The sequence below is a fragment of the Janthinobacterium sp. BJB401 genome, from assembly GCF_013372745.1.
Lineage (GTDB): Bacteria > Pseudomonadota > Gammaproteobacteria > Burkholderiales > Burkholderiaceae_D > Janthinobacterium > Janthinobacterium rivuli.
Genome location: NZ_JABXFH010000052.1, coordinates 19,384 through 40,239 on the forward strand (window position 1 = coordinate 19,384; position 20,856 = coordinate 40,239).

The 20,856-nt window shown below is 64.1% G+C and carries 19 protein-coding genes; 6 read left to right on the top strand and 13 right to left on the bottom strand.

From position 1 onward, the window contains the following. Positions 1 to 52: 52 nt before the first annotated feature. Genes HWE17_RS24360 through HWE17_RS24370 form a run of 3 tightly spaced genes read right to left on the bottom strand, consistent with a single transcriptional unit; the run spans position 53 to position 4,742 of the window. Complete coding sequence (locus tag HWE17_RS24360) at positions 53 to 1,573, bottom strand: SpoVR family protein (RefSeq protein WP_176390551.1); 1,521 nt, start codon at positions 1,571 to 1,573, stop codon at positions 53 to 55. Then, the gene (locus tag HWE17_RS24365; protein ID WP_176390552.1) at positions 1,570 to 2,760 is read right to left on the bottom strand and encodes a DUF444 family protein; all 1,191 of its coding nucleotides are present in this window, start codon (positions 2,758 to 2,760) and stop codon (positions 1,570 to 1,572) included. Before HWE17_RS24365 ends, HWE17_RS24360 begins: the two co-directional genes overlap by 4 nt. Positions 2,761 to 2,762: 2 nt before the next feature. After that, positions 2,763 to 4,742 carry a serine protein kinase gene (locus HWE17_RS24370; RefSeq protein WP_255206376.1) on the bottom strand — a complete coding sequence of 660 codons (1,980 nt, stop codon included), beginning with the start codon at positions 4,740 to 4,742 and terminating at the stop codon, positions 2,763 to 2,765. 269 nt (positions 4,743 to 5,011) lie between these two features. Between HWE17_RS24370 and HWE17_RS24375 the strand changes: the two genes are divergently transcribed. Both HWE17_RS24375 and HWE17_RS24380 read left to right on the top strand, forming a co-directional pair. After that, positions 5,012 to 6,190, top strand: a complete 1,179-nt coding sequence (locus HWE17_RS24375; protein WP_099402213.1) for a hypothetical protein — start codon at positions 5,012 to 5,014, stop codon at positions 6,188 to 6,190. Between the two features lie 159 nt (positions 6,191 to 6,349). Continuing rightward, positions 6,350 to 6,682, top strand: coding sequence for a hypothetical protein (locus tag HWE17_RS24380; RefSeq protein ID WP_176390553.1), 333 nt, complete (start codon positions 6,350 to 6,352; stop codon positions 6,680 to 6,682). Positions 6,683 to 6,776: 94 nt separating this feature from the next. Here the strand turns inward: HWE17_RS24380 and HWE17_RS24385 are convergent, their stop codons facing one another. From HWE17_RS24385 to HWE17_RS24415, 7 genes are all read right to left on the bottom strand, one after another. Further along, positions 6,777 to 8,213 (bottom strand): catalase, encoded by a 1,437-nt coding sequence (locus tag HWE17_RS24385; RefSeq protein WP_176390554.1) that lies wholly within the window; start codon positions 8,211 to 8,213, stop codon positions 6,777 to 6,779. Positions 8,214 to 8,495: 282 nt separating this feature from the next. Continuing rightward, positions 8,496 to 9,188 carry a tetratricopeptide repeat protein gene (locus HWE17_RS24390; RefSeq protein WP_176390555.1) on the bottom strand — a complete coding sequence of 231 codons (693 nt, stop codon included), beginning with the start codon at positions 9,186 to 9,188 and terminating at the stop codon, positions 8,496 to 8,498. Between the two features lie 56 nt (positions 9,189 to 9,244). Further along, a complete protein-coding gene (locus HWE17_RS24395; RefSeq protein ID WP_176390556.1) occupies positions 9,245 to 11,347 on the bottom strand; it encodes a bifunctional 2',3'-cyclic-nucleotide 2'-phosphodiesterase/3'-nucleotidase in 2,103 nt (700 codons plus the stop codon). Positions 11,348 to 11,430: 83 nt separating this feature from the next. Continuing rightward, a complete protein-coding gene (locus tag HWE17_RS24400; protein ID WP_176390557.1) occupies positions 11,431 to 11,889 on the bottom strand; it encodes a TlpA disulfide reductase family protein in 459 nt (152 codons plus the stop codon). Beyond that, a complete protein-coding gene (locus HWE17_RS24405; protein WP_176390558.1) occupies positions 11,886 to 12,353 on the bottom strand; it encodes a DUF3299 domain-containing protein in 468 nt (155 codons plus the stop codon). Before HWE17_RS24405 ends, HWE17_RS24400 begins: the two co-directional genes overlap by 4 nt. A 10-nt stretch (positions 12,354 to 12,363) precedes the next feature. Beyond that, a complete protein-coding gene (locus tag HWE17_RS24410; protein ID WP_176390559.1) occupies positions 12,364 to 13,542 on the bottom strand; it encodes an ABC transporter permease in 1,179 nt (392 codons plus the stop codon). Next, positions 13,539 to 14,201: an ABC transporter ATP-binding protein gene (locus tag HWE17_RS24415; RefSeq protein ID WP_176390560.1), complete on the bottom strand. Its 663-nt coding sequence runs from the start codon at positions 14,199 to 14,201 to the stop codon at positions 13,539 to 13,541. Before HWE17_RS24415 ends, HWE17_RS24410 begins: the two co-directional genes overlap by 4 nt. A 144-nt stretch (positions 14,202 to 14,345) precedes the next feature. Here HWE17_RS24415 and zigA point away from each other — a divergent pair, with 144 nt between their 5' ends. Genes zigA through HWE17_RS24435 form a run of 4 tightly spaced genes read left to right on the top strand, consistent with a single transcriptional unit; the run spans position 14,346 to position 17,953 of the window. After that, entirely contained in the window at positions 14,346 to 15,572 is a 1,227-nt protein-coding gene (gene zigA / locus HWE17_RS24420; RefSeq protein WP_035818799.1) for a zinc metallochaperone GTPase ZigA, read from the top strand. A gap of 19 nt (positions 15,573 to 15,591) precedes the next feature. Continuing rightward, the gene (locus HWE17_RS24425) at positions 15,592 to 16,605 is read left to right on the top strand and encodes a GTP-binding protein (RefSeq protein ID WP_176390561.1); all 1,014 of its coding nucleotides are present in this window, start codon (positions 15,592 to 15,594) and stop codon (positions 16,603 to 16,605) included. Continuing rightward, positions 16,602 to 17,390: a hypothetical protein gene (locus HWE17_RS24430; protein WP_176390562.1), complete on the top strand. Its 789-nt coding sequence runs from the start codon at positions 16,602 to 16,604 to the stop codon at positions 17,388 to 17,390. Before HWE17_RS24425 ends, HWE17_RS24430 begins: the two co-directional genes overlap by 4 nt. A gap of 44 nt (positions 17,391 to 17,434) precedes the next feature. Further along, on the top strand, positions 17,435 to 17,953 hold the full coding sequence (locus HWE17_RS24435; RefSeq protein WP_176390563.1) for a GNAT family N-acetyltransferase: 519 nt from the start codon (positions 17,435 to 17,437) through the stop codon (positions 17,951 to 17,953). A 6-nt stretch (positions 17,954 to 17,959) separates the two neighbouring features. Here HWE17_RS24435 and HWE17_RS24440 read toward each other — a convergent pair whose 3' ends face one another. The 3 genes from HWE17_RS24440 to HWE17_RS24450 all read right to left on the bottom strand — a co-directional run bounded on the left by HWE17_RS24440 (position 17,960) and on the right by HWE17_RS24450 (position 20,814). Continuing rightward, positions 17,960 to 18,385, bottom strand: a complete 426-nt coding sequence (locus tag HWE17_RS24440; RefSeq protein ID WP_176390564.1) for a Fur family transcriptional regulator — start codon at positions 18,383 to 18,385, stop codon at positions 17,960 to 17,962. Positions 18,386 to 18,488: 103 nt separating this feature from the next. Continuing rightward, the gene (locus tag HWE17_RS24445; protein WP_176390565.1) at positions 18,489 to 19,829 is read right to left on the bottom strand and encodes an alpha/beta hydrolase; all 1,341 of its coding nucleotides are present in this window, start codon (positions 19,827 to 19,829) and stop codon (positions 18,489 to 18,491) included. A gap of 106 nt (positions 19,830 to 19,935) precedes the next feature. Further along, complete coding sequence (locus tag HWE17_RS24450) at positions 19,936 to 20,814, bottom strand: peptidase (RefSeq protein ID WP_099401922.1); 879 nt, start codon at positions 20,812 to 20,814, stop codon at positions 19,936 to 19,938. Positions 20,815 to 20,856 lie beyond the last annotated feature (42 nt).

Genomic DNA, 20,856 nt, shown 5'->3' on the forward strand with positions numbered 1-20,856 from the left:
CAGCCCAGGCCGAGGGACATGCTGGCCGGACACGCTGGCCGTGCGTCAGCGTTCAATATTGCACGGGCGGCGCTGTCGGCATTGTTGACGTTGCTGACGTTGCTGATGACGCTGCCGGCGCGGGCGGTTCCGGTATGCCCTCGCTCTTGCTGCGCAGAACCCGCGGCGTGCCCCGAAAATCCGCCGTATGCAGGGTGACGGGGCGGCGCCAGATGCGGGCGATGTACGCCAGTACCTGCTCCGCCCGCTCCAGGTCGAGGCCGCGCCCATCGCGCTGGTGATCGTGGCGCAGCACCAGGCTGCCGTCGTCGTTGAGCAGGGTGACGGCGATGCACGGCGCGCCATAGTTGTATTTGGGCGCCAGGATGGCTTCGCGGATGGCCCGCAAGTCGCGGCTGGCCATCCGCGTTTCGCCGTCGCGGCGACTTTCATGCACGAACAGGCCCAGGCGGTCAGCCAGTTCGTCGTCCAGATAGTTGCGGATGAAGCTGCAGTCATCGTCGTCGCGGCAAATCTGGCGTGCCCGGGCCAGTCCTTCGCGCTCGATGATGTGTTCCCACATGCAAAAGCCCAGATGATAGGGGTTGACGGCCAGCGCTTGCTGGTGCTCGCCCGCGTAGGGGCGCACCACGTCAGAGTGCGACTTGATGGCGGACAGATACAGGGCCGGCGGCAGGAAGTCGGCTTCGCGCAGCAGCCGCGCGTGCCAGTACGAAGCCCAGCCTTCGTTCATGATCTGGCAGGCGTACACGGGATAGAAGTAAAACGACTCTTCGCGCACGGCCAGGAAAATGTCGCGCTCCCAGTCAGCCAGCTCCGGCCCATGTTGCGCGATGAACCACAGTAAATCGTATTCGGGCTGCGGCGGCAGGAGCGGGCGCTGCGTCACGCGTGCCCGTGCTGCCTCGTGCGCCGCCAGCGCGGCCGCTTCACCGGGCAGGCGCCGGTAGCGTTGCGTAAAAGGATCGTCTGTTCCGGCCGCGTCTTGCGTGCCGGCCACGCCCGGCGGCCCGGTTCGCGCGGATGGTGCGGATGGAACGGAGTAGGGCAGGCGGTGCAGCTCTGCATGGATGTCCACGTGCTGCTCCAGCGCCAGTGCCGCGTCGAGCACGGCTTCCACCTGCTCTTGCCCGTGGCGTTGCAGCGCCATTTCCAGACGTTGCGCTCGCGCCGCGCTTTGTTCCAGAATGCGCTGGCCCGCCATGGCGCCAAAACGCAGGAACAGGGTGTTGCGGCTGGCGAAATCGGCGTGGCCCAGCACGTGGGCCGTGACAAGGGTGTTTTCCGCCACGGAATTGTGCTCGGCCATGTAGGCATGGCAAGGGTCGCCGGGAAACATGACTTCGAACATATGCGAGTTGCCCATCTTTTGATGCACGAGCTGGTGGATGTAGCGCACGCCGAATGACCAGTGACGCATGCGCACGGGCAATCCATAGATGGCGATCTCGGCCATGAAGCTGTCCGGCACCAGTTCGAACTCGACGGGGGCAAACTCCAGCCCCAGTTCCCGCGCCAGCGCTTCGATGCGCGCCGCATAGCCGTCCAGGCCGGCAGTGTCAGCCTGCGTCATGGCGTTTCCTCCGCATCGGCCGCCTCGTGCTGGAAAAAGGTGCGGATGGCCGCCCAGATATCGTCATTCCTGCTGAGGATGCTGCTGTGCAAGGGCAAGCCGCGCCGTTCCTGCTCGGCAAACAGGCCGTGCATTTCCGTTTCCAGGCTGCGCGGCACACCGGGCACGGTTTCCACATAGCCCATATAGTTGAGCAAGGCGGCCAGTTCACCGAGGGCCAGGCTGGCCGGACCGCGGTCTTCGCTGAAATTCTCGCCATCGGAGGCATAGAACAGGTAGGCGTTGTAGCGGCCCGGCGCGTAGTGTTCCTGCAGCAGTTCGCGGCTCAGGCGGAAGGCGGTGGAAGCCATGGTGCCGCCCATGCCGTTGACCTGGAAGAACTCGGCTTCGGAAAATTCCCAGGCGCGCGTCGTATGGGCGATAAAGCGCGTTTCCACGCGCGCATACCTGCGGCGCAAGCCTTGCAAGGCAAAGAAAAAGAAGGATTTGGCCAGCTTTCGTTCGGCCTGCCCCATGCTGGCCGACACGTCCAGCACGAAAAACACGACGGCATTCGCGCTGGGCCGGGGCTGTTGCAGCACCTGGCGGTAGCGCAAGTCTTCATTGGTGAATGGCACCGGCTGGGCTTGCAAGGCGCGCCGCTTGATCGCTTCCTTGACGGTGCGCCGCCGGTCCAGGCGCGAACGGGCGCCATGGCGGTCCAGGCCGCTACGCACGAGCCGCACGTCGTCGATGGCGCCTAGGTGGCGGGGTTTGAGGTGCGGCAATTCGAAGGCGTCCCACAGCCAGTCGAGTATGTCGTCGATGGGAAACTCGAGCAGCAGGCGCACCGCTCCCTCGCCATCGCCGCCTTCGCCTTGCGTTCCAGCTCCGCCCGTGGCGGCAGGATGGGGGGCGCGCAGGATATCGCCAGGCTGGCCGTCGCCCTGGCCCGCACCCACGCTGTTGCGCGCGGGCGCCAGGCGGAAACGCGCATGTTCGAGCAGGTGCATGGGCACTTGCACCGTGCGCTGCTGCGGCCCGCCGATCAGGTCCGGTGTGGCGATCAGCTCGGGCAAGTGCGCCTGCACGGCGTCGCGCACTTTCTGATTGTGGCGCAGCCAGTCGCGCGCGCCGCGCGAGAACAGCCCGTACCAGGGCCGCGCCAGGGCCGGCGCGGCGGAAGCGGGCGAGGTCGTGGCGGACATGGCTATTCCTGCGCCAGCAAGGTGGTCACGTAGTTGAGCGCTTCGCGCGCGCTATGGGCGTCATAGCCGTATTCGTCGACCAGGCGCTGCTCGACGGCGGAGATTCTGGCCCGCACGTCGTCGTCGGGGCGCTTGGCCGAGCCGACCAGGCGCAGCACGTCGCGCCGCTGTTCGAACAGATATTGCTGGACGGCGTCGTGCAATTGCGCATGGCTGCCCAGGCCAAACGCTTCGCCCCGCTTGAAGGCGCTCATGGCCTTGCGCACCACTTCTTGCCGGAAAGATTGCTTGCCCGAGTCGCTGATGTGGATTTTTTCTTCCACGGCGCGCAGGAAGCGCTCGTCTGGCCGGCGCTCTTCGCTGGTGATGGGGTCGCGGATCTGGCGGTTGTCGAGCATGGCTTCGACTTCATCGAGATATTTGTTCAGCAAGTCTTGCGCTTCCTGTTCGAACGACACGAACAGGGCCTTGTGCACATCGGCCTTGACCCAGCGGTTATAGAAATCCTTGCGTGTGAGCACCAGGTAATCGACCCATTTGCGCTTGCGCCGGGGCTCGATGCGGGCATCGTTTTCGATGCCGTCCTTCAGGGCCAGCAGCACGTCCATGGTCGACAGGCTGTTGCGCTGGGCGGAAATGATGGCGTGCGACAGGGCATTGATGACGAAACGGGGAGATACGCCCGACAGGCCCTCGTCGGGCGATTTGTCGCGTTCGCGCATGCGGCGGATGTCGGCCGGCTGCAAGTCGTCGACGTCTTCATTGGCGTACACGCGCAGTTTCTTGACCAATTCCGCTTCCTTGTCGTCGCCTTCGGGCAGACGGCTGAGGATGGCAAACACGGCCGCCGCATGCAATACGTGCGGATCGAGGTGCACGTCGCGGAAGGCGGGCGCGGCCGCCAGGATCAGCTTGCGGTAAATGCGCGCTTCCTCGCGGTAGTTGAGCGTATAGGGCACTTGCACGATGACCATGCGGTCGAGCAGCGCCTCGTTTTCGCTTTCTTGCAGAAATTTGCGAAATTCGGCCAGGTTCGTGTGCGCGAGGATGGTTTCGTCGAGGTAAATCAGGGGAAAGCGCGAGACCTTGACATTCTTTTCCTGTGTCAGGGTCAGCAGCAGGTAGAGAAATTCCCGCTTGACCTTGAGGATCTCGATCATTTCCAGCATGCCGCGGCTGGCCGCATACACGGCGCCCGACCACGACCAAGCGCGCGGGTCGCCTTCGTCGCCGTACTGCGCCACTTTCGACAGGTCGACGGAACCGACCAGGTCGGCCAGGTCGGCCGTGGTGGGGTCGTGCGGCGCATACGTGCCGATGCCGCAGCGGCCCGCCTCGGACAGGTGGATGCGTTCGACGGGCATGCGCAGGAAGTCGCCCGCGTACTGTTCTTCCAGACGGGCGCGGCAATGGGGACACAGTTCGCCATGCAGCTCGGCGTTATAGCTGGCGCGAAAGTCGGCGCGCATGCTGTGCGGCACCAGGTGCAGCGGCGACTCGTGCACGGGACAGCCGGCGATGCCGTACAGCGCGCCTTCGCTGCTGTGGCTGTATTCTTCCAGTCCCCGCTTGAGCAGGATTACCATGGTCGACTTGCCGCCCGATGGCGGCCCCAGCAACAGCAGCATGCGCCGGCCCACCTCGGAGCCGGCGGCGGCTGCCTTGAAATAGGCGGCAACCCGGTCGATCGCCTCGTCGATGCCGAACAGCTCGTCGTCGAACAGGCGGCAGCGGAAACGTCCGGCGTCGTCCGTCTGGCCGTTCCAGCGCATCATGTCCCACAGGTACTGGTGCGCGCTGCGCGTCAGCAGGGCGGCGCGGCCGGGCAGGATCTGCTCGATGAAGGCGGCGAAACTGCCGCGCCAGGGGCTGATGCGATGTTTTTCCGCCCAGGCCGCCATGCCGTGCATAAAACCGGCATGTTGGCCTGCCTGCTCGCCCGCGGGGGCGTCGTCGTGGCGTGTCATGTCTTGGCGTGTCATACCAGGGCTCGTCATTGTTTCCCCATCCATACCGTTGCTGCCGTGGAGCAGCCGTGGAGCAGGCCCGGTTCCAGCCTGTCAGTCAAGTATACGGCGCAGCCTCTGGCCGCACGCCTGATCTCGCTCAACCCTGACGACGGAACTATTTTGATCCTCGCTCGCCCTTGCAGGAAGGGCAGCCATGCGTCGGCGCGGTTCAATCCAGATCAATACCGGCCGGCGCAGCCCGCCCACACTGGTGCTTCGAAATGACCAACGAGGAGAACATCATGATAGGTAACGAGAATGGTTTCAGCGCCCCGCCTGGCGGCAGCGGCAGGGGGCAAAGCGCGGATGATGAAGAGGCCGTCGGGCAATTTTCCGCCCCCGGCGAAGACGACAATACGATCGAGAGCGCGTCCGTCTCGGACGTGCCCGACGCCTTGAGCGGCGTCAGCATGGAATTGCTGGAAATCAAGCGCAGCATCGAAGACGGCATGCGCCAGTCCATTTCCCAGGCGGCCGGCGTGCGCGCGGCCGACGCCTTCAGCGACGGCGGCAATATCCAGGGTGTGTCCATCGGCCTGGGCGAGGGCGCCAGCGACAGCTCGTCCGGCGAGCCAGGCTTGCCGGCCCTGACCCTGTACGTGGCCGAGCCCACTTCCGTCGACCGCGCCAAGGCCGCCATCGTGGGAGCCATGGGCGTGCGCGCCGTGGCCAGCGACAGCGTGCCCGTCAACATCGTCGTCACGGGCGTGATCGATGCGCAACCGCACCGTTTCCGCCTGCGTCCGGCGCCAGGCGGCGTGTCGGTCGGGCATTTCCGCATCACGGCCGGCACCATCGGCTGCCTGGCCGTGGGGCGCAGCGCGCCGCGCAACAGCCGCTTGATGATACTTAGCAATAACCACGTGCTGGCCAATTCCAATGGCGGCGTGTTCAACGACTGCATCGTGCAGCCTGGCCCCATCGACGGCGGCCGCTGCCCGCAAGACCAGGTGGCCGTGCTTGAACGCTTCGTGCCCATCAATTTCAGCGGCGGCGTCAATTTTGTCGATTGCGCCACCGGCTGGGCCTGGCCAGACAGGGTGCGTCCCGAACTGGTATACCTGAGCGGCGGCGTGCCCGCCTACTTCCGCATCAGCAATGCGCTGGTGGCGCCCGCGCTGGGCATGATGGTCGGCAAGTCCGGCCGCACGACGCAGTTGACGCAGGGCCGCATCACGGGCCTGGGCGCCACCATCAACGTCAATTACGGCGGCGGCAGGATCGCGCTGTTCCAGGACCAGATCGCCATCACGGGCGTGAGCGGGGCGTTCAGCGCGGGCGGCGACTCCGGCTCGTCCATCTGGACCTGGAACCAGCAGCGCAATCCCGTCGGTCTGCTGTTTGCGGGCGGTAATAACATCACCTTTGCCAACCAGATGCGGCGCGTGGTGGTGGCGCTCGACATCAATTTGTACACCTGAGCACGCTTTTACGACCAGGCGAGGCGCCTTGCATAACGCCACTTTTTGCACGATGATGATCTTGGGCAAGGGACGCCGCCACGCTTGGTTCGGGCTGGCGAAGCGTGCTGCAACGCCGGATGGGCGGGTGTATCATGGAAGGCATCAGGAGGGTCTGTCATGTCAAACAGTAAATTCGCACAATCGCCATATGCCGTCTTCGAGGACGCCGCCATGCCGTATTTGCCGGATGAGACCCCTGGACAGGGCATGGGGCAGTACGCCCCTGCCGCGCCCCAGGGCCGCCTGGAAGCGGCAAAGCGCCGCAACGAGCGGGCGCTGATGGCCATCGATGGCGTGGAAGGCGTCAGCGTGGGGCAAACGGCCGTGGGCAAGGAAGCGCTCGTCGTGTACCTGCGCGACTCGTCCGTCAAGCGGCGCGTGCCTTCGCAGGTCGAAGGTTATCCGGTGGAAACGAGCATCACGGGCCAGATCGATATCCAGCGCTGGTAGGCAGCAAGCGGGCCTGGACACCTTGCCGCGGCGGAGCGTTGCGTTGCGATGGAAGACCTGTTGCCAGGCCTTCCATGCAGTCCTGTAGCCTGCCTTATTTGCTCAGGCGGCCGATCGCTTCGGCCACGCCCGCGCCATAGGCGGGGTCGCACAGGGTGCAGTTGCCGATGTGGCGTTGCTTGACTTGTTCCGAGGCGCCCGAAATGGCGCGCGCCGTGTTGTCGAACAAGGCTTGCTGTTGCGCCGCGGTCATCAGGCGGAACAGGGCGCGCGGCTGCGAATAGTAATCCTCGTCGACCCGGTGGTTCCAGTGGTCGGCCGCGCCCTCGATGCTGAGCGGCGGCTCGCGGAAGTCCGGTTGCTCGGCCCATTCCTGCTCGCTGTTCGGTTCATAGCCCAGGGTGCCGCCCATGTTGCCGTCGACCCGCATCTGGCCGTCGCGGTGGTAGCTGTGGAACGGGCACTTCGGCGCGTTGACGGGGATATGGCTGTGGTTGACGCCGAGGCGGTAGCGCTGCGCGTCGCCATACGAAAACAGCCGGCCTTGCAGCATCTTGTCCGGCGAAAAGCTGATGCCGGGCACCACGTTGGCCGGGTTGAAGGCTGCCTGTTCCACTTCGGCGAAGTGGTTGTCGGCATTGCGGTTCAGTTCCAGCACGCCCACTTCGATCAGCGGATAGTCGCCGTGCGGCCAAACTTTCGACAGGTCGAAGGGGTTCAGGTGATACGTGCCTGCCTCTTTTTCCGGCATGATCTGCACGTACAGGGTCCAGCGGGGAAAATCCTTGTTTTCGATGCTTTCGTACAGGTCGCGGTGCGAGCTTTCGCGGTCCTTGCCGACCAGTTCCTCGGCTTCCTGGTCCGTCAGGTTTTGAATGCCTTGCTGGGTTTTCAAGGTGAACTTGACCCAGAAACGCTCGTTTTGCGCATTCAGGAAGCTGAAAGTGTGGCTGCCGAAGCCGTGCATGTGGCGGAAGCTGCGCGGCAAGCCCCGGTCGCTCATCACTACCGTTACCTGGTGCAGCGCTTCGGGCAGCGAGGTCCAGAAATCCCAGTTGCTGTTGGCGCTGCGCAAGCCCGTGCGTGGGTCGCGCTTGATGGCGTGATTCAGATCGGGAAATTTCAAGGGGTCGCGCATGAAAAACACGGGCGTATTGTTGCCGACCAGGTCCCAGTTTCCTTCTTCCGTATAGAACTTCAGGGCGAAGCCGCGGATATCGCGTTCCGCATCCGCCGCGCCCCGTTCGCCGGCCACCGTGGAAAAGCGCGCGAACATCGGCGTTTTCTTGCCCACTTCGCCAAAGATTTTCGCCCGCGTGTAGCGCGTGATGTCGTGCGTGACGGTAAACGTGCCGTGCGCGCCGGAACCCTTGGCATGCATGCGGCGCTCGGGGATGACTTCACGGTCGAAGTGGGCCAGCTTTTCCAGGAACCATACATCTTGCAGCAGGGCGGGGCCGCGTGGACCGGCCGTCTGGATGTTCTGGTTGTCGACGACAGGCGCGCCAAAGGCGGTGGTCAGCTTTTTCATTGGACTCTTTCTTTCATGGCTAGGCAGAGCAATGGACGCACCGGCGCTACTCAAACACTGGCTGGGTTGAATGAACACTCACCGGGGCTGGTCCAGAGTAAAATTTCTAAAATGCAAACCAGTGTAAACTTTTTTGTGCGGGATGGCTTGCCACGCCGCCCGAGCAAGCTCAGGCGGCGTACTTGCATCATAAGCGCTGAATAGCTGCCGCTCCCGCACGCTTGCAAGTTGCAAGTATATAAAGGCAGGCCTTGACCGCGCCACTGGCCTTTTGCCCAGTTTCTAAAACTTGTTCCAGTTATTGTGCCGGTGCTCCGTCGCTTCCTTCATCAGGTGGCCGGCGCGCAGGGCGTCGTTGGCCTGCACCGTCATGGCCAGTTCCTGGATGGCGGGCGGGTATTCGTGGTGGGCCGCTTCTTCCAGCAGCTCGTGACCCTTGGCCAGGTCGCGCGGCACGCCGCGGCCTTCGCGGTAGGCGTTGTAGAGCAAAAACATGGCGTGTGGATTACCCAGTTCGCTCGACTTGTCCAGCCAGTGCGCGGCGATCACGGGATCTTGCGGCACGCCTTCGCCATTCGCCGCCAGCAAGCCCAGCATCAGAGCCGCCTTCGCGTGGCCTTGCTGCGCCGCTTGCCGGTACCACAGCCAGGCTTGGGCCGGCGTGGCGGCGCGCAGCATCTGGCCCAGTTCGAAGGCCGCTTCCGTGTCGCCCGCGCGGGCCGCCTGTTCAAACAGGCTCAAGGCTTCGGCGCGGCGTTCGGGACGGGGCTGGTAAATCAGCGCCAGTTCGCGCTCGGCGACGGGCATGTCCTTGCTGGCCCAGCCGCGTACCTTGCGTTCGGCCTGCTGGTCGCCCGCCTGACGCGCATGCATGGCGACGGCTTCGATTTCGGCCGCCGTGGGTGGCGGCGACGACTGGCAGGCGGACAGGGCAGTGCCCAGCACGATGGCGGACAGGGAGAGTGCATGTTTCATATTGATCAGCTTTCATCAAGACAGGCCGGAACTGCCGCAGCCCCGGCCCATGGACCTTATTTGCTCAGGTCGATGCGGTACTTGGCGAAGCCGCTGGCGTCGAGTCCGCCTTCGGCCGCCACGTTGGCGATGCCGCTCGCTTGCGCCAGCGCCAGATGGCCCGGCGCCGAGCGCAGGATCACGGGGCCGGCCGTGGCCGTCTTGACGAAGCTCCAGCTACGCGCGCTGCCATTCGCCGCCAGGGTCACCTTGCCGCCTTTGGTGCTGAGCGACGCCAGGTAGTTGCTGACCACGGCCTGGTTCGCATCGGGCGACTTGATAATGGTTTTGCTGCCATCGATGCCAGGCACGGCGCCGCCGCCGCCGGCGCGGTAGTCGTTGGTGGCGACGATGAAGTCATCGCCATCGGCCACTGGCGCGCCCTTGTACGTGAGGTTGACGATGCGGCTGCCCAGCTTTTTCGTCACGTCGATCTGGTACGTCAGCGCATTGTTTTCCGCATAAAACACGTCATAGTTATAGATCGTGGCATACGACGGCACCAGGTCTTGCTCGGCGCTGCTGGCCGGGTCGATCTGGTTGAATTGCCTGGCCGACGTTTCCAGCCAGGCCTTCAAGTCCGATCCCTTGATTTTCACGGCTTGCAAGTTGTTATTGCTATATAAATACAGGTCGCCCGGATTGCGCACTTGCAAGCCGACCGGTGCGGCAGGGGAAGCGCCCGCAGCCACATCCGTGAAGTCCGATGGCCCATTGCGGCCCGCCTTGAACGGCGCGCTGCACGAGATGACGGGGATGTTCTTGTAGCTGGACAAGGTCGCGTCCGTGCTGGTGGCGATGAAGTTTTTTACGTAATCAAGCTGCGCCTGGTTCACCAGCTGGATGGCGCTCACGTCGCCCACCAGCGCAAAATAGGCGGACATCTCGAAATCCGTGCTGATGCCCAGCGGCTGCTTGGCGTAGGCGATGGTGGCCGCGTGCTCGGTGGCCACCAGCGGCGCGATGGCGGGGTCGGCGTTCACGAGGGTCTTGCCATCCGCGTACTTGAAGCCGCGCGATTCCACCGTCGTCTTGGCCGGCTGCACCACCCATTTACCACCCTGATAGACCATCGTCAGCTTGATGATGCCCAAACGGCGGCCCCAGCTTTGCGCCATGACGGTGGGCACGCCGTTGACAAAGCCGTTCTCGGCATCGATCTTGGCGCTGGCGGGGAAGGCGGCGAACGAGGCGTCCAGCGCGGCCGCGCCCTTTTCCTTGCCTTTCGGGAAGATCAAGTGCGAGTGGCCGATCATCAGCGCGTCGATGCCCGTGCTGGTCAAATGATAGCTGCCGTTTTCCATCTTCGGGCTGTAGGGACTGGTATCGAGGCCGCCGTGCGACAGGGCCACGACGAGGTCGGCGCCCTTGCTGCGCAATTCCGGCACGTATTGTTTCGCCGCTTCCTGCACGCCCGTCACGCTGACCTTGCCAGCGAGCACTTTCTGGTCCCATTCGAGGATTTGCGGCGGCACAAAGCTCAGCACGCCCACATTGATTTTCACGGTCAGCTTGCTGCCATCGGGCGCCGTGGCGGTAAAATCGCGCGGGAGCAGGGTATAGGGCTGGAAAATCGGCTTGCCGCTGGACACGCCGACGACATTGCTCAGCACGGAAGGGAAGGCGGGCGCGCCGCACGTACCCGTCGGCTTGGCCACGCCGGGTATGCCGAAATCCGTGTTGGTGATCTGGCTCAGGTATGGCAAGCCGTAGTTGAATTCGTGGTTGCCCATGCCGCCCGCGTCATATTTCAGCGCGTTCATCGCCTTGTGCACGGCCAAGGTGCTGGAGCAGGGCACGGGCGCGGCCACGGCTTGCAGGTCGGCCAGCAAAGTGCCCTGGATGACGTCGCCATCGTCGAGCAAGACGTTGTTCGGATTTTCCGTGCGCGCCGCCTGGATCAGGGTTGACGTGCGCTCCAGGCCCAGGCTGGTGTCTTCGGCCAGCGCATAGTAGTTATAACTCAAGACGTTCGAGTGGATATCGGTGGTTTCCAACAATGCCACGGTGACCGTCGTGCCTTCGGGAATGGCCGGCGCCGCCGGGGTATTCGAACTGCCGTTGCAACCGACGAGACCTGCACTTGCCAGCGCCGCAAGCATGACCCAATTTGTTTTCATTACCGCCCTCGGAGAGATTCAAAGGACGCGACTGTAACGCCGCCATATGACGCGGCGATGACAGCCGTGCGGGGCGCATGGATTCAGGGGCGCGCGCAGGCGGCCACGGCCTTGGCTAGCCAGGCCGCATCGATGGCGCCCAGGCGCCGGGTACAGATTTGATGTTGAGAAGTCAGAATCACTGTGTACGGCAAGCCCTTGATTTGATTGCCAAAGATGGGCAGCAAGGCGGGTGAGGCCAAGGCCTGCGGATAGCTGGCCGGGTGCTGCCGCAGGAACGCTTGCGCGGCCGCCCGCGTGTCGATGGCGATGCCGATAAAGGTCAAGCCGGGCTGGCTGGCGGCGTGGGCATTGAAAATTGGCAACTCCTGGATGCACGGCAGGCAGTTGCTGGCCCAGAAGTTCAGCACCACAGGTTGCCCTGGGAGCTGGCCGAGATTCAGCCTGCCATCGCCATCGAGGCGAGGCAGGTCAAAGGAGAGCGGCGCGGCGTTTGCATGGCATGCCGTGGCCATCAGCAGCAGCGCTGGCCAGCGTGTCATTGCGGCACCACGGCTGCATCCGTCATGCGGTAATACAGGCCCATGGGGTCGCTGGCCAGCACTTTCAGCTTGCCTTGCACGATAAAGGGCGCATAGCTGAACTTTACGGGCGTCTTGCTCTTGATCTCCACCACGCCTTCCGGGCCGGCAGGCAGGCAAAAGGCGCAGCTGGCCGAGGTAATGGTCAGCAGGAAGTGTTTCTGCTTTTGCCCCGGTTCCAAGGGCATCATGAAGCCTTGCACTTTCACCTCCGTATTGTCGAGCGCGCTGATTTCCGGCGTGTATTTCGGCACCATGCGGCCCTTTTTCGCCTTGACCGTGGTGGCCTGACCCAGCAGTTTCCACGATACGACGCCGGGCAAGTCCGTCAAGGGGGCGAAGAACGACGGTGGTTCGTCGGCGGGGGCCGCTGCGGCGAGGCCGGCCGGCAGCAGGCAGACAGTCAACACCATGATTTTCAACATGTATTTCCTTTCAGGGGCGCGCCAGGGTGGCGGCGATATCGGTGCGGTAGGCGCGCGCGGCGGGAATGGCTGCGGCCAGCAAACCCACCGCTGCGGCAGTCACGGGCAACCACGCTTCACCGGGCGCGATACGCCACGCTTGCAGATTCAGTTGCTGCATCGATTCCAGCAAGCCGACACCGGCATGGCCCAGCAGCCAGCCCAGCGCCGCGCCCGTCAATGACAGCAGCAAGCCTTGCGCCAGCAGCAAGCGCAGCAGTTTGGCGGGCGAGGCGCCCAGGGTGCGCAGGATGGCCAGGTCAGTCTTGCGCTCTTCCAGCGCGCCATACAGGGCCACGAACAGGGACAGGGCCGCCACCAGCAGCACGCCGGCGGCGATCGCCCGCAGCACATCGATACCCACGCCAACTAGATTGAACAGCCGTGCCGCCTCGAAGGCGGGCTGCGCCGCCTGCAGGCGCGGCTGGCCATTGACCCAGCGCGGCAGGCTGAGCGCGGCCAGGGGCGAAGCGTACTGCACCAGCACGGCCGTCAGTTCGCGCTCCGGCGCGCTGCTGGGGTGTTCATCGGGATCCGTTTCATGCACTCGCCACACGGAAGCGACGGGCGTGAGGATCAGGCGATCGAGCACCGTGCCCGTAGGCGCCAGGATGCCCGCTACCGTGTAGGGCGCGTGGTCGTGCAATTCTCCGCCCGCCGCCAGGCCGTGCGAGCCGGCAAAGCTGGCGCCCAGAGTCGCGCCCGTTTCGCGGGCCGCTTGGGCGCCGAACACGGCTTGCATCGGCTGCGTGAACAGTTTGCCTTGCGCCAGGTGCGCACCATAGTGCTCCAGCAGCGCCGTGGTGCTGCCGACGATGCGGTAACCGTGGAAGTTGTCGCCCAGCGCGAGCGGGATCGCGGATTGCACCAGCGGCTGCGCGGACAGCGCCGCCAGTGCCGTGTCGGGAATGTTACCGGTCGGAATATCGGCGTGATACACGGATGACAAAATCAATTGCAAGGGCGAACCTTTCGCGCCCACCACCAGGTCGATGCCCTGGGCATCGCGTTCGGCGTGCTCTTCCAGCTGGCTGGAGACGGCAAGGATGAAGGTCATCATGGCGATGCCGATGGCGACCAGCAGCAGATTCAGGCTGGACGCCAGCGGCTTGTGGCGCAGGGCGCGCCAGGCCAGGGTGGCCGCGTTCATGTCGCCACTCTGGAGCTGGAGCGGGGCAGGCGCAACACGAGCGCATCGGGCAAGGCGGCCAGCACCCTGGCGTCGTGGCTGGCGATCACCAGCGAGGCGCCAACTTGTTCAGCCTGGCTGGCCATCAGGTTGACGACGGCGGCGCAGGCGGCGTCGTCGAGGTTGTCCGTCGGCTCGTCGGCCAGGATCAGCCGCGGTCGCATGACGACGGCGCGCGCGATGGCGGCCCGCTGCCGTTCTCCGCCGCTCAGGGCGTGCGGATAGGCATCGAGCTTGTTGGCCAGGCCCAGCTGGCCCAGCAGGCTGGCCGCGCGGGCGGGATCGGGCCGCTGGCCGATGGCATAGGCGGGCAGCAAGACATTATCGAGCACGTTCAAGCTGGGCACCAATGCCAGTTGCTGGGGCAGCAAGCCGATGGCGCGGCCGCGCCAGCTGTCGCGCTGGCGCGGCGTGAGGCCGGGCAGGGACGTGCCCGCGACGTCGAGGCGGCCCGCCTGGGGCGCCAGGATGCCGGCCAGCAAATGCAACAAGGTCGATTTGCCGGAGCCGGATGGCCCCAGCAGCAACGCGTGGCGCCCGGCGGGCAAGTGAAAGGCGGCGATATCGAGCACCGGGCTGGCGGGATCGTAGCCATAGGTCAGGGAGGCGAGGTGGAGCATGGAGTTCTTTCGGGTAACTGGCTGACAGGCAAAGATTGCTGCACAAATGCAACTGAGCTGCATTATAATTCAAACGCAATAGACTTGCATTTAAAGTGCGAGCGTCCATCGCCTCCCTCAATCAACGCCATCTGAAAGATACCCATGACCCAGCGCAAACTCCCCGTCACCGTCCTGTCCGGCTTTCTCGGCGCCGGCAAGACCACCTTGCTCAACCACATCTTGCGCAACCGCGAAGGCAAGCGGGTGGCCGTCATCGTCAACGACATGAGCGAAGTCAATATCGACGCCTCGCTGGTGAAAGACAGCGCGGAAGCGGCCGGTGCGGCCCTGTCGCGCACGGAAGAAAAACTCGTGGAAATGTCGAATGGCTGCATCTGCTGCACGCTGCGTGACGATCTGTTGCTGGAAGTGCGGCGCCTGGCTGCGGAAGACCGCTTCGATTATTTGCTGATCGAATCGACGGGCGTGGGCGAGCCGATGCCCGTGGCCGCCACCTTCGACTTCGAGGACGAGCACGGCGACAGCCTGAACGACGTGGCGCGCATCGACTGCATGGTCACCGTCGTCGACTGCGCCAACCTGCTGGCGGATTTCCATAGCGAAGACAGCCTGGAGCAGCGCGGTGAGATCGCGGGCGAGGGTGACGACCGCCAGCTGGCCAACTTGCTGACGGAACAGATCGAGTTTGCCAATGTCATCGTCCTCAACAAGGTCGACATGGTCGATGCGGCCGAGCGCCTGCGCGTGCTGGCCGTCATCAAAGCCCTCAATCCCGGCGCGCGCATCATCGAAACCAACCAGTCCGTCGTGCCGCTGGACGCCATCCTGGGCACGAACTTGTTCGACCTGGAGCAGGCGGCCAGCATGCCGGGCTGGGCGCAGGAACTGGCTGGCACCCACACGCCGGAGACGGAAACGTATGGCATCAGCAGCTTTGTCTACCGGGCGAAAGAGCCGTTCCACGCGCAGCGTCTGCATGACTACATTGCCCAGCCGATCAAGGGCGTGGTGCGCAGCAAGGGATATTTCTGGCTGGCCAGCCGTCCCGAATGGGTGGCCAGCCTGTCCGGCGCGGGCAAGCTGATGAATATCGAACCCGTGGGCTTGTGGTGGGCCTCTGTGCCGAAGGAGCGCTGGCCTACGGATGCGGCCTCGCTGGCGGAAGTTAATGCGGGCTGGAGCGAAACGTATGGCGACCGCTACCAGGAGCTCGTCTTCATCGGTCAGGACATGGACCAGGCCGCCATCGAGGCGGACTTGAAGAAATGTCAACTCAACTACACGGAAACGCGCCAGGGCATGGCCGCCTGGCGCAAGCTGCCCGACCCGTTTCCCCAATGGCAGCGCATGGAAGAACTCGAAGATTAACCATCAACAGGAAAGCACTATGACAGAACTGATCCCCGTCACCATCATCACGGGTTTTCTCGGCAGCGGGAAAACCACGATGCTCAAGCGCATATTGCAGGGCGATCACGGCATGCGCATCGCCGTGATCGAAAACGAATTCGCCGCCGAAAGCATCGACCATGGCTTGCTGGTGCAGGACAGCGACGAGCAGATCGTGGAAATGAACAATGGCTGCATCTGTTGCAGCGTGCGCGGCGACCTGATCCGCATCCTGGGCGAATTGCACGCCAGGCGTCAAGCCGGAACCATCGCGTTCGACCACGTGATCATCGAAACGACGGGCCTGGCCGCGCCTGGTCCCGTGGCGCAAACCTTCTTTGCCGAGCCCTCCATCAGCGAGTTTTACATGCTCGACGCCATTTTGACAGTGGTCGACGCGCGCCACGCGCAGCAGCAATTGACGGCGCACAAGGAAGCCCAGGAGCAAGTGGGCTTTGCCGACCGCATCCTGCTGTCGAAGACGGACCTGGTCAGCAAGGACGAGCTGGCCGCGCTGCGCCAGCGGCTGGTCGCCATCAATGGCCGTGCCAGCATACAGAAAGTCAGCTTTGGCAATGTGCCGCTGCGCGACATCCTGAACATTCGCGGTTTCAACTTGAACGCCATCGTCGAGCTGGAGCCGGATTTCCTGGGGGAACTGGGCCACCGCCATGGCGACGGAGTGCAATCGTTCGTCTACCACCAGTCCCAGCCCCTGGATCTGCTGCAGGTGGAAAATTTTCTTGATGCCGTGGTGCAGCTGTTCGGTGCCCAGCTGATGCGCTACAAGGGCATTTTGTATGTTGCCGACCTGCCATGCCGCGCCGTCTTCCAGGGCGTGCACATGCTGATGGGCTCGGAACTGGGTGCGCCGTGGCGCGACGGCGAGACGCGCGCCAGCAAGATCATTTTTATCGGCCGCGACTTGCCGCAGGATATGCTGATCCGGGGCCTGGACCGTTGCGTGGTCGCGCTGGCCACGGCGGACAGCCCCGTCGAGGTGGCCGCATGAGCGTGGAAGCGGGCTTGCCCGCCCTGGCGCTGATCTTTCTGCTTGGCATGCGACATGGCCTGGAACCCGACCACCTGGCCGCCGTCGATGGTCTGACCCTGCGCAGCCAGGCCGCAGCGCCGCGCTGGGCGCCGTGGATGGGGGCGCTGTTTGCGCTGGGCCATGGCGTCACCGTGCTGGCCATCGTGGCCGTGGCCGCCGTGGCGTCGCAGCAATTTACACCGTCGAAGGCCGTGTTCGGCTGGCTGGAATGGCTGCCCATCGCCTTGCTGCTGTTGATCGCTGGCATGAATGCGCGCAGCTTGCTGGCCGGGGCGCAACTGGCCGAGGTGCGCGGGCGGCTGTTGCCACGGTCGCTGCGGGGCGCATCGGGGCCGCTGGCCGCCATCCTCGTCGGCATGCTGTTCGCGCTGGTGTTCGACACGGCCCTGCAGGCGGCCGCCTGGGGCTACGCGGCCGTCGCGCTGGGCGGCATGCAGCCGGCCTTGCTCACAGGCACAGTGTTCGCCGTGGGCATGGGCGTGACGGATACTTTTGATGGCTGGGTCACGGCAAAGGTCATGCGCACGGGGCAGGCGGATATCGTACGCGCCTTCCGGCGCCGCCTGGGCTGGCCCATCGTCGCCATCTGCGTGGCCATGGCCGCCGCCATGGCGGCCGGCAAGCTGGACTCCGCATGGTCGCTGCCGGAAAGCTGGACGGCGACGCTGGGCGCGGCCATGGTATTGCTGATGGCGGCCCTGTACGGCTGGACCTTGCTGGGTTTGCGCCGCGTGCGTGCCTGAGGCAGTGGCGTGGGTATAATGGAAAAAAACTGCCGGATTCCACCATGCCCGCACCCGAGATCGTCATCCGCCTGCTGACGCCAGCCGACACCGCCGCCTTTTGCGCGCTGCGCCTGCGCGCCATCCTTGATTCGCCCAGTTCGTTTTCCTCGTCGCGCGAGGATGAGCTGGCACGCACGCCGCAAGAACATGCGCAGCGCATCGCCGGCGGCCCGCTGCACAGGGCTTTTGGCGCCTTCGATGGCGAACGCCTGGTCGGTTTTGCCGGCTTGCGCCGCGAATCCATGCGGCAGCTGTCGCACAAGGCCTTGCTGTGGGGCGTGTTCGTCGACGTGACGCAGCGGGGCAAAGGCGTGGCGCGGCGTCTCGTGAATGCCTGCATCGAACAGGCCGAAGCTGACCCTGCCATCATGCAAGTGCATTTGAGCGTGAATGCGGAAAACAATGCCGCCCTGGGCCTGTATGAATCGCTGGGATTTATCGCGTATGGCACGGAGCCGCGCTCGATGCGCGTGGGCGAGCTATTTTATGACGAGCATCACCTGGCCTTGCTACTCAGGTAACACCCGCTATTTGCAGCGCGGGCACAGGCCCTTGATCAGGTAATCGACCTCGCCGCCGCTGAAGCCTTCCGGCAAGAGCACGGGCGGCGGCAGCTTGACTTCATTGAAGCAGGTGACGTTCGCGCATTTGGTGCACTGGAAATGTGCGTGCTCGTGCGCCTGGTGGCCGGCGCCCGCGCTGAAGCGCCACACCTGGTCAGCGCCCGCGATGCGGTGCACCAGTTCATTTTCCGTCAGCCATTCCAGCACCCGGTACAGGGTGACGGAATCGATGTCGCTGTCCTGCGACAGCGCCTGCTGGATTTCATGGTGGGTCAGCGAACGGCTTTGCGCCATTAAAAAGTCGAGCACCTTCACGCGCGTCTTGGTGACGCGGGCGTTGGTGTTGCGGATCAGCGATTCGGCGTGCGGTGTAGAAGATGTTGTCAACATGATAGGCCTGCTTGCGGGGGATCGGCTGGCGGCGTCATCGCCGTGCCCGTTGCCACCCTCTGGGCCGTATCTTAGCATGCGTGCCGCACTCGATGGAACGGCGTCATGGTTTGAATGTCCAATAGCGGCCAGCCACCGTATCAACGGGGTCGAGAAAGCGCTGGTCGGCGCGCGCATGGTTGCGTATCAGATAAAACATGTCGGACAGGGCGGAGCGCTTTTCCGCGAAATACATGTGTTTCATGAAGCTCGTGTCGATCCCGGTGGCGTCGATGGTTTCCACGCCCGCCACGATCAGCATGCCGGCGCCGCTGTCGCCCGCGCGCGCGTAACCGTGCACGGCCTTCGAGGCGGCCAGGGCCAGGTCTTGCGACGAGGCATACAGGGTGACGGGGTTGCGCGCGCCGGCCAGTTTTGGCGCGATATCGTGCTTGAAGATGGCGGCGTCGATATCGGGCGCGGACAGGATGATTTCCGTGATCTTTTGCGCCAGCTGCGGCTGCGCCCCCAGCAAGTCGGCCACGGCGCGCGACAGGCCCCGGCTGCCCATGCTGTGTCCCACCAGATACACCTGCGCCGCCTCCGTGCTGGCAAGAAAGTCGGCCAGGAAGGCCGTGAGGTGGGGCGTGCTCCACTCGATATTGTTTTCATCGATGGTGTAGCCGGCCACCTCGCCGCGCGACGGCCAGCTGTAGAACACGGGCGCGCCATCGAAACCGAGGTCGTAGGCCATCTGTCCCGTGCGCCGCGCCGCATCCTCGAAACTCACGTTGTAACCGTGCACGAAGACAAAGGCGCTTTTATCGGCAGAGGCGCGGATCTGCGTTTTGAGTGCGGCAAAGAAATTGTCGCGGTCCTGCACCTCGGCCGACAGCAGCACCACGTGCTTGGCCGGGTCGTCGCGAAACTCCAGGCGCCACAGCGATGGCGATTCCAGCTGGCCCATGCGGTGGTCACGGGGAATGCTGACGTCGCAGCTGCCATAGCTGAGCGGGCCATTGCCGCTCATGATGTTGCGTTCGCCGCTGAAGCGCTGGGCCGGCGGCTTGCCCACGTCGCGCTGGCGGTCGGTGGCGAAATACACCTTGACCACCGCATAATTCGACACGACGGCGCTTTTATCTGCCGGCGCGGGCAGGGCTTCCACTTCGGGTGCTTGAGGGAAAGGCCGCTGCAGGACGTCGAGCAAGCCTTGCGCGGCAAACAGGGTTTCCATGTCGTCCGGCACTTTCGCGCTGGACAGGGCGGCCGACAGGGCCAGTTGCAGCTGGGTACTGCCTGGCTCGGCTTCCAGCGCGGCGATGGCGGCCAGGATGGCGGCCGCGCTGTCGAACCTGGTGATGGCCTGCTTCAGCCGTTGATAATGGCTGGCGACGGCTTCAGGCGCGTGGCCGGGCGCGCCATGCCCGATGGCTGCCACCACAGCGGAAGTGATCAAGTCCATGCGCCACCTGCCTTTCAGGTCAGTCTGGATTAAATGTCAACCCATCGCCATAAAAGCACGCGAAAAGCGACTTGTCCAGCGGCGCGCGCAGCGGGCCTGTCAACGGTCAATGCTGCTTGTCGTCGCTGAACTGCTGCGCCAGTGATTGCAGGGGCGCCACGGTCAGGCCGCCGCGGCTCACGTGCTCGGGGATGGCTACGCGCACGGGCTTGCTGTGCATATTGGCGGACGACAGCACGTTCGTCGTCGTCTCGGGGGCCGCATTCCATACGGGGTCGACGATGCCTTCGAACACATGTTTCAATTGCTCGCCCCAAGTGTCGCGGATCATGCGGAAATACTGGTTCTTTTCATCGATGGTGACGAAGCGCGTGACGGCCAGGCTGCCCGTCTCATAGACGAGCAGGTCGAGCGGCAAGCCGACGGAAATATTCGAGCGCAAGGTCGAATCCATGGAAATGAGGGCGCACTTGGCCGCCTCGTCCAGGCGCGTGAACGGATTGACGACCCGGTCGATGATGGGCTTGCCGTATTTCGCTTCGCCGATCTGGAAATACGTGTTTTCATCGTGCGATTCGATGAAATTACCGGCCGAATACACCTGGAACAGCCGGCAGCGCTCGGCGCCTATCTGGCCACCCAGGATGATGCTGACGTTGAAATCGATGCCGCAGTCGGCCAGGGCCTTCGCTTCGCGCAGGTGCACGGTGCGCACGGCTTCGCCCACGATGCGCGCCGCATCGTACATGCTGGCAACGTTCCAGATGCTGCGTCCGTCCGCATCCACGTGTTCGGAAACGATCTGGCGGATCGCCTGCGAGATCGACAAGTTGCCGGCCGTCATCAGGACCAGCATGCGGTCGCCCGGGTTCTCGAACACGCTCATCTTGCGGAAGGTGCCCACCTGGTCCACGCCGGCGTTGGTGCGGGAGTCGGACAGGAAGACCAGGCCTTCGTTCAGGCGCATGCCTATGCAATAAGTCATCGTCGTAAATCACATCAAAAGGGGAAGCATTTTACACCAGCC